The 13,912-nt window shown below is 63.2% G+C and carries 14 protein-coding genes and 1 pseudogene; 2 read left to right on the top strand and 13 right to left on the bottom strand.

Going from position 1 to position 13,912, the window contains the following annotated elements:
• The 9 genes and pseudogenes from EOA85_RS12000 to EOA85_RS11960 form a co-directional block, all read right to left on the bottom strand.
• Positions 1–447 (bottom strand): annotated as a pseudogene (locus tag EOA85_RS12000) (ABC transporter permease); the annotation flags it as partial.
• Positions 444–1,424: an ABC transporter permease gene (locus EOA85_RS11995; protein WP_029351610.1), complete on the bottom strand. Its 981-nt coding sequence runs from the start codon at positions 1,422–1,424 to the stop codon at positions 444–446. The pseudogene EOA85_RS12000 and the gene EOA85_RS11995, both read right to left, overlap by 4 nt.
• On the bottom strand, positions 1,421–2,968 hold the full coding sequence (locus EOA85_RS11990; RefSeq protein WP_127209554.1) for a sugar ABC transporter ATP-binding protein: 1,548 nt from the start codon (positions 2,966–2,968) through the stop codon (positions 1,421–1,423). Before EOA85_RS11990 ends, EOA85_RS11995 begins: the two co-directional genes overlap by 4 nt.
• A gap of 71 nt (positions 2,969–3,039) precedes the next feature.
• The gene (locus tag EOA85_RS11985; protein ID WP_127209553.1) at positions 3,040–4,164 is read right to left on the bottom strand and encodes a sugar ABC transporter substrate-binding protein; all 1,125 of its coding nucleotides are present in this window, start codon (positions 4,162–4,164) and stop codon (positions 3,040–3,042) included.
• Positions 4,165–4,471: 307 nt separating this feature from the next.
• Positions 4,472–5,500: a LacI family DNA-binding transcriptional regulator gene (locus EOA85_RS11980; protein WP_065006773.1), complete on the bottom strand. Its 1,029-nt coding sequence runs from the start codon at positions 5,498–5,500 to the stop codon at positions 4,472–4,474.
• Between the two features lie 234 nt (positions 5,501–5,734).
• On the bottom strand, positions 5,735–5,956 hold the full coding sequence (locus EOA85_RS11975) for a hypothetical protein (protein WP_065006772.1): 222 nt from the start codon (positions 5,954–5,956) through the stop codon (positions 5,735–5,737).
• 121 nt (positions 5,957–6,077) lie between these two features.
• The gene (locus EOA85_RS11970; RefSeq protein WP_127209552.1) at positions 6,078–6,488 is read right to left on the bottom strand and encodes an SRPBCC domain-containing protein; all 411 of its coding nucleotides are present in this window, start codon (positions 6,486–6,488) and stop codon (positions 6,078–6,080) included.
• Complete coding sequence (locus tag EOA85_RS11965; protein WP_127209551.1) at positions 6,485–6,808, bottom strand: metalloregulator ArsR/SmtB family transcription factor; 324 nt, start codon at positions 6,806–6,808, stop codon at positions 6,485–6,487. Before EOA85_RS11965 ends, EOA85_RS11970 begins: the two co-directional genes overlap by 4 nt.
• A 175-nt stretch (positions 6,809–6,983) precedes the next feature.
• Positions 6,984–8,216, bottom strand: a complete 1,233-nt coding sequence (locus EOA85_RS11960; protein WP_127209550.1) for an MFS transporter — start codon at positions 8,214–8,216, stop codon at positions 6,984–6,986.
• Between the two features lie 178 nt (positions 8,217–8,394).
• Here EOA85_RS11960 and EOA85_RS11955 point away from each other — a divergent pair, with 178 nt between their 5' ends.
• Entirely contained in the window at positions 8,395–8,682 is a 288-nt protein-coding gene (locus EOA85_RS11955; RefSeq protein WP_029351626.1) for a DUF3175 domain-containing protein, read from the top strand.
• A 9-nt stretch (positions 8,683–8,691) separates the two neighbouring features.
• On the opposite strand, the gene EOA85_RS11950 is transcribed toward EOA85_RS11955, so the two are convergent.
• Both EOA85_RS11950 and EOA85_RS11945 read right to left on the bottom strand, forming a co-directional pair.
• Positions 8,692–9,468, bottom strand: a complete 777-nt coding sequence (locus EOA85_RS11950; RefSeq protein WP_127209549.1) for a FadR/GntR family transcriptional regulator — start codon at positions 9,466–9,468, stop codon at positions 8,692–8,694.
• A gap of 102 nt (positions 9,469–9,570) precedes the next feature.
• Positions 9,571–10,467 carry an NAD(P)-dependent oxidoreductase gene (locus EOA85_RS11945; RefSeq protein WP_065006740.1) on the bottom strand — a complete coding sequence of 299 codons (897 nt, stop codon included), beginning with the start codon at positions 10,465–10,467 and terminating at the stop codon, positions 9,571–9,573.
• 155 nt (positions 10,468–10,622) lie between these two features.
• Between EOA85_RS11945 and EOA85_RS11940 the strand changes: the two genes are divergently transcribed.
• Positions 10,623–11,561 (top strand): NAD(P)-dependent oxidoreductase, encoded by a 939-nt coding sequence (locus EOA85_RS11940; protein WP_127209548.1) that lies wholly within the window; start codon positions 10,623–10,625, stop codon positions 11,559–11,561.
• A gap of 8 nt (positions 11,562–11,569) precedes the next feature.
• Here the strand turns inward: EOA85_RS11940 and EOA85_RS11935 are convergent, their stop codons facing one another.
• Together EOA85_RS11935 and EOA85_RS11930 are read right to left on the bottom strand one after the other, a co-directional pair.
• Positions 11,570–12,367 carry a FadR/GntR family transcriptional regulator gene (locus tag EOA85_RS11935; protein ID WP_065006738.1) on the bottom strand — a complete coding sequence of 266 codons (798 nt, stop codon included), beginning with the start codon at positions 12,365–12,367 and terminating at the stop codon, positions 11,570–11,572.
• A 134-nt stretch (positions 12,368–12,501) separates the two neighbouring features.
• The gene (locus EOA85_RS11930; RefSeq protein WP_065006737.1) at positions 12,502–13,491 is read right to left on the bottom strand and encodes a sugar-binding protein; all 990 of its coding nucleotides are present in this window, start codon (positions 13,489–13,491) and stop codon (positions 12,502–12,504) included.
• Positions 13,492–13,912 lie beyond the last annotated feature (421 nt).

Here is a 13,912-nt window from a genome sequence, read left to right as displayed (position 1 = left end):
GACCACCATCAGCCCTTGCGCGACGGCATTGGTGGCGAGCGTGATGATCATCGAGGGAATGCGCAGATAAGCGACGCCGATGCCGTTGACGACGCCGATCGCGACACCGCAGCAGATGCCGAACGGGATCGCCAGCGCCACGCCGACCGGGCCGTAGGCGGCGGCCGCACATGCCATCATTGCGCCCGCCGCCACCGACCACGGCACCGACAGGTCGATCTGGCCGAGCAGGATGACTAGCATCATGCCGGTGGCGATGACGCCGAGAAACGAGGCCACCTTGAGCTGCTGCAGCAGATATTCCGGCGACAGGAAGCTGCGCGAATAGAGGCTGCCGACAAACAGCAGCAGCACGATGCAGGCAAAGGCGGTCAGCACCGCGGGATCAGCGCGGCGGATGAATTTCGGCATGCGGCCGGCGATGCCGCCAATCGTCGTTTCGCTCACAGGAACCACTCCAGCCGGTTGCGGACCCTGAACAGGGCGAAGGCGCCGAGGCTGACGGCGATCAGCAGGATGACGCCCTGGAACAGCGGCTGCCAGAGCGGATCGAAATCGAAGACGAAGAGCAGGTCGCCGATGGTGCGGAAGGCGAGCGCGCCGAAGATCGCGCCGATGGCGCTGCCCTTGCCGCCGAACAATGAGACGCCGCCAAGCACCACGGCGGCGATCGAGAACAGCGTATAGGCATTGCCGCTGGCATAGGCCGCCTCGCCCGTATAGGTGAAGAAGGTCAGGAACAGCCCGCCGATCGCGGCCAGCAGGCCGGCGAGCGCATAGGCGGCGAACTTGCCGCGGCGGATCGGCACGCCGGACATGTAGGCCGCCGTCTCCGACGATCCCGCGGCATAGGCCGCGCGGCCGAGCACCGATCGGCTGAACGGCACCCAGACCACGAGCACGACGGCCAGCAGCGCCACCAGGCTCGCCGGCACCACGCCGAACAGCCGCCCGGTCAGCGCGTCGGCGAGATCCTCGTTGACCGAGCCGCCCGGGAACGGCCGAAGCAGCAGCGCGATGCCGAAATAGACCGCGCCGGTGGCGATGGTGGTGACGATCGGCTGCAGCCTTCCGTAGATGACGATGGCACCGTTGATCGCCCCGCACAGCAGCCCGGTGCCGAGCACCGCGACGACGCCGAACGCGGTTTCGATGCCGGTGCCGATGACCAGCCATGAGGCCAGGCAGTTGGTCAGCAGAAAGATCATGCCGACGGAAAGGTCGATGCCGGCGGTGATCACCACCAGCGTCTGCGCCATGGCGACGAAGGCGAGCAGCACGCCCTTGTTGGAAGCCGTCTGCACGACATTGGCGGTAAAGCCCGCCGGATGGTTCGAGGTGTAGATCGTAAACATCACGATGAAGATGCCGAACGCCAGCAGCGTTCCGCGTTGTTCGGCAAGCCAGTAGCGCCAGTCCTTCACGCGTCCGCTCCTTGGCCAACAGGCATCTCTTCGCCATTGATATTGAGCGCGCTGGCGATCAGCGCCCGCTCGGTTATCTCGGCGCCGACCAGCTCGCGCTTTACTGCTCCGTCATAGAGCACCAGCACCCGGTCGCAGCAGCCGATCAGCTCGTCATAGTCGGTCGAGTAAAACAGGATCGCCGCGCCTTGGTCGGCAAGCTTGCGCATCAGCTGATACAGTTCCTGCTTCGTGCCGACATCGATGCCCCGCGTCGGGTCGTTGAGCAGGATGATGCGCGGCTGCCGCATCAGCCATTTGGCGATGACGACCTTCTGCTGGTTGCCGCCGGACAGTGCGCCGACCGGAACGTCGAGGCCTGCCGTCTTGATCGCCAGCAGAGCTACCATGTCGTCGATCAGCCGCTGCTCGGCGGCACGGTCGATGATGCCGCCCCTGGACAGCCGGTCGAGTGCGGCGAAGGAGAGGTTTTCGCGCACCGTCATCGGCAGCATCAGGCCTTCCGTCTTGCGGTCTTCCGGGATCAGCGCCATGCCGATCCGGTCACCGCGCGCCTTGGCCGGACTGGCGATCGCCACCGGTTTGCCGTCGATCAATATCTGCCCGCTGAGGCCGCGCAGCACGCCGAAGAAGGCGAGCAGCAATTCGCGCTGGCCCTGGCCGTCGAGACCGCCGAGGCCGACGACCTCGCCTGCGCCGACCGACAGCGAGATATTGTCCAGCCGGTCGGTCCAGGAAAGCTTGCGCGCCTCCAGCACGGGAGCGGCGGTGGCCGGCGCGCGCATCGCCCTCGGTGGGAAAATATGGCTGTATTCGCGGCCGATCATCAGCTCGACGACTTCATTGTCGCTCTTGGTGCCTGCTGCGTAGCTGGCGACATTGCGGCCGTTGCGGAAGACCGTGCACTGGTCGGCAAGCTCAGCGATCTCGTTCATGCGATGCGAGATGTAGAGCAGCGCCAGCCCTTCCGAGCGCAGCCGCTTCAGCACGCCGAAAATCTTGGCGACGTCGGCCGCAGTCAGCGCCGAGGTCGCCTCGTCGAGGATCAGGATGCGCGGCTTCCTTGCAAGTGCTTTGGCGATCTCGACCATCTGCCTTCTTGAAAGCGGAAGATCCTTGACCAGCGCCAGCGGGTGGATGTCGGCAGCGCCCGCGCGCGCCAGGGCTTCTTCCGCGATGCGTCGCTGCGCCTTGCGGTCGATCATGCCGAAGCGTGTCGGCGGATCGGAAATGACGATGTTGTCGGCAACGCTGAGTTCGGGGACGAGCGACAGTTCCTGGAAAATGCAGACGATGCCGGCCTGGTTGGCCGCGGCCGGCGAAGCGAAGCTCACCTCGCTTCCGTCCAGCATCATGCGGCCTTCGTCAAGCGCGACGACGCCGGCCATGACCTTGATCAGCGTCGATTTGCCGGCGCCGTTTTCGCCGAGGATGGCGTGAATGCTGCCTGGTGTTACCGAAAGCTCGGCCTTTTCCAGCGCCCGCACACCGCCATAGCGCTTGGATATGCCCTCCATGCGGAAGAGCGGAACCGCACCGTCCATCGGCCCCTCCCAAGGCGCTTGTTCTTCGGGACCGGCGCCGCGGCATTATCCCGCGGCGCCGAGCGATCAGTCTATTGGTTTTCCTTGCTCTGGCCCATGATTTCCTGCGCCGTGAAATTGATGCCGCAGGTCGGGAAAGAGTTGCCGACGAAGAAATTGTCGGACTGGTCGGGGAAATAGTCCTCGCCTTCTTTGAAGTTCGGATGCTCGACGATCGCCAGCGGCAGCTTCACCGCTTGCGGGACGACCTGGCCTTCGAGCGCTGCGATTGCCGTCTTGATGGCGACCGCCACCTGTGCGGGGCCGGTTCCGGCCGACGAACATTTCAGCCCGTCTGCGGCAAACTTGGCGCAGAATTTGCGGAAGCCGTTCTCCGTTTCGCCGCCGAACGGCACGAACGGATGCTTGGCGTCGATCATCGCCTGGACGATGCCGGTGTCGCCGCCCTGCCCAGTGACGCCGTCGAAGGGGCCGTTGGTGGCGATCGCGTCGGCCGAGGCCTTTTGCGCCACGCCATCGTCCCATTTGCCGATGACTTCGGTGACCTCCCACTTCTTACCCGAAGCGTTGAGAACTTCATGGATGCCGTTGTGGCGGTCGGTGTCGACCGACGTGCCGGCAACACCGCGCACTTCGAGGATCTTGCCACCATTGGGAATATGCTTGATCAGCCAGTTGGCCCACAACTCGCCAAGGCCTTTCTGATCGACATTGACGTTGATGGCGTCCTTGGTGTCGAGAATGTTGTCGAAGGCGACCAGCACGACGCCGGCTTCCTTGGCGCGCTTGATGACCGGTCCGAACGCCGTCGGATTCTGCGCGTTGACGACGATCGCGTCATAGCCGGAATCGATGAAGTTGTTGATCGCCGAAATCTGCGCCGGCACGTCTTCGCCGGTCGAGACGACCTTGAATTCCTTCAGTTTCGCCGCGACCTCCGGCTGCGCCGCATAGGCTTTTGCCGTCTGCACCATCTGGATGCGCCAGGTGTTGGCGATGTAGCCATTGGCGAGCGCGATGCGGTAAGGGCCTTCTTTCTTGGGAAACTTGAAGAACTGCGTGTCGGTCGCCCATGGCGCGAAGCATTGCGGCTCGGCAGAGGGGCCCTTGACGATTTCGGCTTCGGCGAGCGCCGACGAACTCAGCATAACAAATGCAGTGGCGGCAATGATGCCACCAACGAGTGACTTGATCATCGATATTCCTCCCAGTTGCAGTTTCTGATTGTTCTTACGCGTCTCGCGCGTCTGGCCCGGCACCTCCCGCCTTGCTCGTCGCGCCTTTCAGGCGGCCGAATGCCGACCCGTTCTCCTCCCTTGCCGGTTGGTAAACCGAAGTAAAAACTATCATATTATACATAATAAACAAGTGTGAGCTGTCGCTTATATATAATAAACAGACTTCGGTCTATGCCGCGACTTCTGCCTAGAGGCGCATGGTAGCGCTACCCATGACGTGGTGTAAAGCGGCATTTCGCGATGCCTGCAAAGCGCTTCAGTGCCTTTAGCGGGCAGTGCTCTCGCGGCACTTGAGTTCGAAGCCGAGGTCGACGACCGGCTCTTGCGGCCGCTTGCCTGCAATCGCCGCGAGCGCCATCGCGACAGACAGCCGGCCGATCTCGTAGCGAGGCGTCCGGATGCTAGTGACCGATGGAAAAGCCACTTCCATCATGTCGAGATCGTTGAAGCCTGTGATGCCGATCGTCATCGGCACGGCGATCGAGGCGCGGTGGCACTCGAACAGTACGCCGAGCGCGATGTCGTCGTTGTTGCAGAAAACCCCGTCGAGCCTCGGCACCTTGGCCAGTGCGTCACGAAACAGTTCGCGGCCGAGCGTCACGCTGGACGGCACCGGCGTGGTGGTGATCAGCCGCGGGTCGAACAGACCGGCCCCCTCCATCGCCGCGCGATAGCCTGCCAAACGACGCTGCGAGCGCGGGTCCATGCGCGCGCCGATGAAGCCGATGCGGCGATAGCCCATTTCGATCATGTGCTCCGTCGCCGCCTTGCCGCCGTCGAAATGCGAGAAGCCGACCATCATGTCAACCGGATCGGGCCCGGTCTCCATGACCTGTACCACCGGGCAGCCGGCCGTCTCGAGCAGTCTTCGCGACGTTGGCGTCTGGTCGATGCCCGCCACGATCAGCGCCGCCGGGCGCTGCGGGCCGAACACCTGCAGCAGCCGTTCCTCCTCGAGGCCGGAATAATGGGTATTGCCGAGCTGGATACGGTAGGAACTGTCGGACAGGCTGTCATAGATGCCGCGCAGCACTTCGGCAAAGACGCTGTTGGTGAGCGACGGCACCAGCACGCCAAAGACCTCGGCGCGCGCCGAAGCCAGCGCCCGCGCATTCGGGTCGGGCAGATAGCCGAGCTCATCGACAGCCGCCTGGATCTGGCGGCGCAGATCTTCCGAAACACGCCCCGGCTCGCGCAAGGCGCGGGAAACCGTGATGGCGCCGACACCGGCCTTACGCGCGACATCGGCGATCGTCGGACGGCCGCCGCCGCGGCGCGAGCGCGGTTTGGTCACAGCCTTGTCCCGAACGCGGCGCCTTCGCCGAAGCGCGGCCACGAAATGCTGTTCAGCGTCTTTGCCACTATCGCCATGCCAACCCGACTTGCCGCACCCGTCTGGCGTCGCGCAGCCTTACCCCATTGTCAAGCTAACCGGCCAGGACAGCTACCCGAACTCGGGTAGCGCCACAGTTTGAATTTCGGCTGTGGGTCGTGAGCGGGCGTCTTGTCGTCCACCGTGCTCAGGCTTCTACGCCGTGCGTCGTCCGCTGCGCCACCTCGTGGCGTACGGCAATGCGAACAAGTAGAGACCGCTGAGCATGAGCAAGGCGAGCGGGATCAGCGGCATGAGGTATACCCAGTAGGCGGGCTCGACACCTACGCCCAAGGTGATGAAGATGGCAGCGACGACCGCCGTAAAAATGATCGACAGCCAGCGGTGGAGTTGCCGAATCCACGTGTTCCAGTTCATGAGCACCTCCTCTGAAGACGAACTGAAGCGGATCGGGCGACCCGCTTGGCGCCAGCCTTCTTGCAAGCTTGTTTGATTTGATGACGTCTTGTTGGCCATTGCCCGTTGGCGCCGGCACGCCTTACTCTATCCGCGCCAGGACCTGCTCCAGGTTCGCAAAGAACCGCTGCCACCCATATTTGGCACCCTGGTAATACTGCTGCTGATCCGGCCGGAAGCCCAACTGCTCCATGCGCAGATGGGTCCCCGTGCTCGTAGGGGTGAGCGTCCACGTGACGACACTCCGGAGATCCTTGGTATCCCACGTGTAAGACAGCGTCTTGTTGGGCTCGACTGCCTGGACCTGACAGTCGACCGCCCCCCAGTCCGCGCTAAGATTGAAACGGTGCCCCTCGTCTGGCTTGAAATCGTTCTTCATCAGCCACTCCTCGATCAGGTGTGATTGCGTGAGGGCGCGCCAGATCTTTTCCGGCGGAAAGCCTACCTCCCGTTCGACAACGACGGCGCGCGTTTCGGTCTCAGTATTGGTCATTGGTCCATCCTTTTGAGCAAGTCTTCGAGGTTGTCGAACCGGCTTTGCCAGAACCCAGCCATTTGGTTCGTCCAGTCGATCAGCGGCGCCAAGGCGCCGAGCTCCGCGCTATAGTGCGTGTTGCGGCCTTCGTGGCGGTCGCGCACCAACCCGGCCTGCTTCAGAACCCCAAGGTGCTTTGACACTGCCGGTTGCGAGACCCCAGCCCGAGCGGTCAGAGCCGCGACGGTCTGGTCTCCGTCGCGACACAGCTGCTCGAAGATGGCCCGTCGCGTCGGATCGGCAAGCGTTCTGAAAAGGATCTCATGGGGCTGTGACATGGCAATCGATAACTCGCTGGCTATTTGATCAATCAATAACCGCCGAGATATGTGTAAGTCAAGCAGGAACGTGGACCGGCATCCGCGGCGCAGGAGCCACCGCCGGTCTTGCTACCAACGATTGCGCTTTGTCATTCCGCTCGGGGTCGTGAGCCGAAATTCAAAGGGTCAGTGCTCAGGCCATCGCCGCGGCGCTGCGCCGAGCCTTCCACAGCAGCAGCACCATGGCCGCTATGTTCAGCAGGTTCCAGGCAACGCCGTTGAGGAATGCGGCGGCGTAGGAGCCGGTCATATCGTAGATCCAGCCCGACATCCAGCCGCCGATCGCCATGCCGAAGATCGTCGCCATGATTACGACGCCGACGCGCTGGCCGGCCTCTCTGGCCGGCATGTATTCGCGCACGATGATGGCATAGCAAGGCACGATGCCGCCTTGCGACAGGCCGAAAACCAGCGAGACGACGTAAAGCGAGGCGAGCCCGTCGAAGGGGATGTAGAACAACAGCGACAAGCCTTGCAGTACCGAGCCGATCAGCAGGGTTTTCACGCCGCCGATGCGATCGGCAAGAAAACCGGATGCCAGCCGGCTGACGACGCCCGCCACCATCATGATCGACAGCATGTCGGCGCCACGCGCCATGCCATAGCCGAGGTCCATGCAATAGGCGACGATATGGACCTGCGGCATCGACATCGCCACGCAGCAGCCCAGGCCGGCGACGACGAGCAGCATCTGCAGGGCTGCCGGCGACAGCGATATCGGCTGGACGGGCCGGCTGCCGGGGGACCCGGGAGCGGCGGCACGTGGCGCGCCGCGCCTGAGCAGCAGGATCAGCGGCACCATGGTCGCGACGCAGACGACGCCGATCGCGCCATAGGTGAAGCGCCAGCCTTCGCTCTGCATGACATAGGGCATCGCCATCGGCCAGACCGCCCCGGCGAGATAGCTCCCGGCGGCGGCAGCCGTCACCGCGACGCCGCGCCGGCGGTTGAACCAGTGCGAGATGTCGGCGATCAGCGGCCCGAAGATCGCCGACGTGCCGACGCCGATCAAAAGCCCCTGGGCAAGAGTGAACTGCAGGATCGAAGTGGTCAGCGACGCCAGCAGGAAACCAGTGCCGAGCGCCACCGAGGCAATGAGCGCCGGTATCCAGTAGCCCACGCGGTCGATGGCGCGGCCGACCACAACATTACCGACGGCGAAGCCGACTATGGTCGCGGTATAGGGCATCGACGCGGCGGCGCGATCGACGCCGAATTCGGCCTGCACCGCCGGCAGCACCACGACGACCGCCCACATGCCGACGCCGCCGATCGTCGCCAGCAGCATCGAGATGCCGAGCCGGATCCAGGCATAGGCGCTGTCGATGCCGGGGCTGCTTGGCTGGCTGGAGAAGGTTGTGGTCAAGGCGTTTCCTGTCCGCGATTCTGCAAAATCGACCGGTTCGACACCACTATCGGCACATTGGGCGGCGCCGTGCAGCGCCACATCACGCAAATCCGTGGCTCCAAGGATTTGAGCTGAAGTGGAACAGTGGCCGCCGTCCCGGAGTTTTCCATCAACGCACCAATGGAAGGAGTTTGTCATGACCGCGAAAAGGAAATGGTCGGCCGAGGTGACGGAGCACAGCGATGCGCTGGACCTCGAGGAGCACGTCTTCGAATCCCACGACCCTAAAAAGATCGCGGCCTCGCTGAAGCGATCGGCCGAACATAGTGACCGGCGCAAGGCCGAGCCGTTCCAATCCGCCATGTCGATGCTGAATTTCTACATCAACCGTGCCGGCAAGAACCTGCCGGCCAAGCAGAAGAAAGTGCTGGAGGACGCCAAGGACGAACTGCGCGCGGTGTTTGGGCGCCCGAGAGAAGATTAGAGGGTCGGCCTACCTCGACTTGATGACGCTATCTGTATTGGCCAACAGCTTGCGCACCGCGTTGCGCGCCGCATCTGGCCGCTGCAGGCGAATGTTCTTTTCGATCGCCTCGTGCAGCTTCTGCGCGTGCTGCAAATCGTCCAGTTCCCGCGTCGTATAGGCGAACAGATGATCGAAGGCCGATTCGATCAGCACACCGAGCGGCACCAGAAGGTCGTTGCCCGAGGCGCGCAGGATGGCCAGATGAAAACGCGTGTCCGCGCGGGTGCGCTCCTGCAGCGTCGTCGCTTGGCCCATCTCCCGGCAGGCCTGGCTGATCTCGGCCATCTGCTCGTCTGTGCGGCGCATCGCGGCAAAGGCGGTCGCTTCCGGCTCGATGATGTGGCGGAACTCCTGCACCGTTTTCAGGAACACCTCGCGGTCGGGCGAGGTCGCGTACCAGGCCAGCACGTCGCGGTCGAGCAGGTTCCAGCGCTCTTTCGGCTCGACCCAGCTGCCGATCTTCGGACGCGACGCCAAAAGGCTTTTGGCCATCAGCATCTTGATCGCTTCGCGCACCGCCGAGCGGCTGACGTCGAAAGTCTCGGACCATTTGGCCTCGTTGGGCAGGATGGTTCCCGGCGGATAGTCGCCGCGCACGATCCTGAGACCGATCTCGTTGGCTAGTGACGCATGCACGCTCGGCCCAGGCATACGCGGCGCATCGGCACGGCGGACGACAGCCGGGCGCTCGGCGGACGCCGCCTTGGCCGGTGTTTTTCCCCTATTCGGCTTGCCGTCCCGCATGCGTTCACAAAGTCCGGATTCCGAAAGCTGTCAAGCACAGGAAAAGCCTCGGGCTGCAAAGCCTGCTTCTGTGCACAGATCAGCCCGGGTGCATCGACCCCGTCATGCCGACTTAACGTATTTCCGCCAGCTGTGTTCAGGGCGGAACCCGAGCACATCCCGCGCCTTGCGGTTCGAAAGTAGCGTCTCGTATTCGCCGAGCTCAGCGTTGACCGGCACGCCGGGATAAAACCGCTTCAAGAGTTCAGCCGTCGGCAGATCGGACGAGGTGTCGTCATTGGCTGCGTTGAACACCTGATAGCCGAGCCCATCCTTTTCGATCGCGCGAAGCGTGATCTGGCCGAGGTCGCGCGCGTCGATATAGCTCCAGGCGATCCGCTTGCGGAAACCCGGATCGGCGAACCATTTCGGGAACAGCGAATATTCATGCGGCTCGATGACGTTGCCGATGCGCAAGGCGTAGATGTCGATGCCGCTGCGCAGCGCGAAGGCGCGCGCCGTCTTCTCGTTGACGATCTTGGACAGCGCGTAGCTGTCCATCGGGTCGACATCATACTCCTCGTCGAGCGGGAAATGCGTCGGGTCGCGCGGCTCGTTGGCGAAGACCAGCCCATAGGTCGTCTCGCTGGAGGCGATCACCACCTTGCGGATGCCGAGCTTCACCGCCGCTTCGATTACATTATAGGTGCCGAGCGCATTGATACGGAACACCTCGTTATCGGGCGTGATCATGATGCGCGGGATCGCCGCGAAATGCACCACGGCGTCGACCGGCTGCGCGCGCAGCGACGGGTCGAATTCATGCAGGCCCATATAGCTCGACAGCGCGTTGAACACCTGCCCGCTGTCGGTGATGTCGGTGATCAGCGTGCGCACCTTGGGATTGTCGAGCGGCTTGGTATCGATGTTGAGCAGCTGGCACCCCTGCTCGACCAGATACTGCACGACATGACGCCCGGCCTTGCCGCTGCCGCCGGTGAACATGATCCGCTTCGTCATTTTGCTCTCCACATTCCCTGGAATTCATGTGTATTGTCAGACAATATCGAACTCTGCAATCGTCTACCAACCGCTTGCGGCAAAAACCCGCTTCAACAATTCGCCTGCCAAAGTGCAGCGCCGTCATCGAGACCGCAACACAGGATTACACGGACATGAACACCACCGCCGCGAGCGAAAAGATCGGCTTCATCGGACTGGGCTTGATGGGGCACGGGATCGCGAAGAACATCGTCGATAAGGGCTATTCGCTGACATTCCTCGGCCGCAAGAACCGCGCTCCGGCGGAAGACCTGCTCGGCCGGGGTGCGGAGGAAGCCGCGACCTCGCGCGACGTGGCAGTGGCATCCGATATCGTCTTCATCTGCGTCACCGGCTCGCGCGAGGTCGAAGCCATCATTCGCGGGCCCGGCGGCCTCAAGGAAGGCCTGAAGAAGGGTTCGGTGGTCGTTGATTGCTCGACCTCGGACCCGACCTCGACCGTAGCGCTTGCCGCCGAACTCAAGGCGCTCGGCGTCGACTATGTCGATGCCCCGCTCAGCCGCACGCCGAAGGAGGCCTGGGAAGGCACGCTCGACGCCATGGTCGGCGCGTCCGACGCGGTCTTTGCCCGACTGAAGCCGGTGCTCGACACTTGGGCCGGACGCATCGTCCACATCGGCAACACCGGCGATGGCCACCGCATGAAGCTGCTAAACAATTTTATTTCGCTGGGTTATGCGGCGATCTATTCCGAGGCGTTGGCGCTGGCTGAGAAGGTCGGCATCTCGCCGCCGCGCTTTGACAGCGTTATCCGCAACGGCCGCATGGATTGCGGCTTCTACCAGACCTTTATGCGCTGGACCTTGGGAGGCGACCGCGATGCGCACAAATTCACCATCGCCAACGCCTTCAAGGACCTCACCTATCTCGAATCGATGGCGGGTGCTGCCGGCATCGCCAACCCGCTTGGCAATGCCACTAAGAACGCATTCGCCGGCGCATTCGCCGCTGGGCCGGCCGATCAATATGTGCCGATGCTGGCGACGCATATCGGCAAGGTCAACGGCGTCGACCTGACACCGAGCAAGGACGGCAAGCGGCAAGAGGTTTAAGGACCGTTCTAGCGCCGCGACCGCCCGATAACGTCGTCGGTATTGGCGAGCAGTCTGTGCACTGCGGTGCGGGCTGCAGCCGGCCGCTGGAGCCGGATGTTCTTCTCGATCGCCTCATGCAGCGCCTGCGCTCGAGGCTGGTCGCTGGTTTCGCGGGTGACGAAAACGAAGAGGTGGTCGAGCGCGGATTCGATCAGCACGCCGAGCGGTACCAGGAGGTCGTTGCCCGACGCCCGCAGGATGGCGAGATGAAAACGCGTATCGGCGCGGGTGCGCTCCTGCAGCGTCGTCGCTTGGCCCATCTCCCGGCAGGCCTGGCTGATCTCGGCCATCTGCTCGTCGCTACGCCGGATCGCGGCAAAGGCGCTGGCTTCCGGCTCGATAATATGACGGAACTCCTGCACGGTTCTGAGGAACACTTCGCGGTCGGGCGACGTCGCGTACCAGGCCAGCACGTCGCGATCGAGCAGGTTCCAGCGCTCCTTCGGCTCGACCCAGCTGCCGATCTTGGGGCGTGAAGCCAGCAGGCTCTTGGCCATCAGCATCTTGATCGCTTCGCGAACCGCCGAGCGGCTGACGTTGAAAGTCTCGGACCATTTGGCCTCGTTGGGCAGGATGGCTCCCGGCGGATAGTCGCCGCGAACGATCCTGAGGCCGATCTCGTTGGCCAGCGACGCATGCACGCTCGATCCGGGGATCAGCGCCGCATCGGTACGGCGCGCGCCGGGCGGACGGGCAGCCTGTGCCTTGACCTTGGCCCGTGCATTAACCGTGGTAAGTCGCTTTTTCGATCTTGCGTCCGACATCCATGTTCCCCGGCACATGCTGAACTCAAGGCGCGGCAAAGCAGGAGCGGTTCGCCCCAGCAATCTCACCTCGTAGGTTTTCGTGAACCGGTGTGACGGGGCGCCCGTCGATCGGACGCCCCGAAACTGCGAACCTACTTCTGGATGCAGGTGTCGGCCGTATCCTTAGTGCACTCGTCGAGACCGGTGAAGACCGGATCGGCGACCGGCTTGCCTTCGATCAGGTCAATCATCACCGAGGGCGCCTTGTAGCCCATCTCGAACGGCCGCTGGCCGACCAGCGCGGTCACCAGACCCTCCTTGGCGATCGCCACTTCCTCACCGATCGTATCGGCAGCGCCGATGACGAACTCGTTCTTGGCGATTTTATCGGCCATCGGCTTGAACAGGTCGCGATAGGGCTGCGGCGCACCGAACAGCGGCCAGCCGCCCATGATGCCGAAAGCGTCGAGATCGGGATTAGCGGCGAGGATATCGGTCATCGCCTGCACGCCCTTGGCGCCGTCGTCATTGGTGAACACCGGGCAGCCGGCGACCTCGGTCCAGCCGCCCTCGCCGGCGAGCGCCGGGAGATCCTTCTGGCCTGTAAGCGCGTCGCGCATGCCCTGAGCGCGGCGCAGGATGTTGTCGGCCGCCGGATTGCCTTGGATGGTGCAGATCTTGCCGCCATCCGGCTTGGCCTTCTTGATATACTCGCCGATCTTGTAGCCCATCAGGTAGTTGTCGGTGCCGAGATAGGTCTTGCGCAGCGCCGCATCTTCCTTGCTGAGGTCGGCGTCGAGCGTCATGATGGGGATCGACGGATTGGCGCTTTTGATCGTCTGCGCGATCAGCGGCGCGTTGGACGGCGATATGGCCATCGCCACCGTGTCTGGCTTGCTCAGCATGTCCTGAACGATCTGGGCTTCGCCGGCCTCGTCCGAGGTCGACGCCGGACCTGTGTAGAAGCATTCATATTCCGAGTTGGCGTTTTCCGAGTTCCATTTCTGGCAACCCTGGTTGATGGCCTCGAAGAACGGATTGTCGAGCCCCTTCACCACGATGACGAGCTGTTTCTTGGCCATAGCCGGCCCGGCGCCCAACGCCAGCATGGCGACGGCAGCGAGCAATAGTGATTTCCTCATTTCAGTCCTCCCTTGAAACAGACGGACACGGCGTGCCCGCCACACAGACCGGCCCGGATGCGCGATGACAGAGGTTCGTTTCGCGAGCACTCGTGTCGCCAAGCCGGGCCGATAAGTATTTCCAGATGCGGCCGCAGACCAGCGCGGTACGGACGCTGCCAGATCCTCGACCGATAAACCTCCGCCGATTCCGCCGGCGCGCCGGAACAGGAGATCGGCATAATCTCCTCCGACGCTTAGCTAATATCGGCTTGCGACCAACGTCAATTGCTATTTGTCCTACAAAACGGATTTTTTCGAAAGAAGCCGCTGTTGACGGCAAGGGGGCATGTGCGTAAATGGGCGAAAGCGCTGTTCCCGGGAGGGGCTGGGGAGAGCGAGGCCGCGGCAGAACCGCTGGCCGGAACCACGGGGAGGAAGC

Origin of the sequence: Mesorhizobium sp. M5C.F.Ca.IN.020.29.1.1 (assembly GCF_003997375.1) — a bacterium.
Lineage (GTDB): Bacteria > Pseudomonadota > Alphaproteobacteria > Rhizobiales > Rhizobiaceae > Mesorhizobium > Mesorhizobium wenxiniae.
This window is presented reverse-complemented; position numbering and strand designations above follow the sequence as displayed.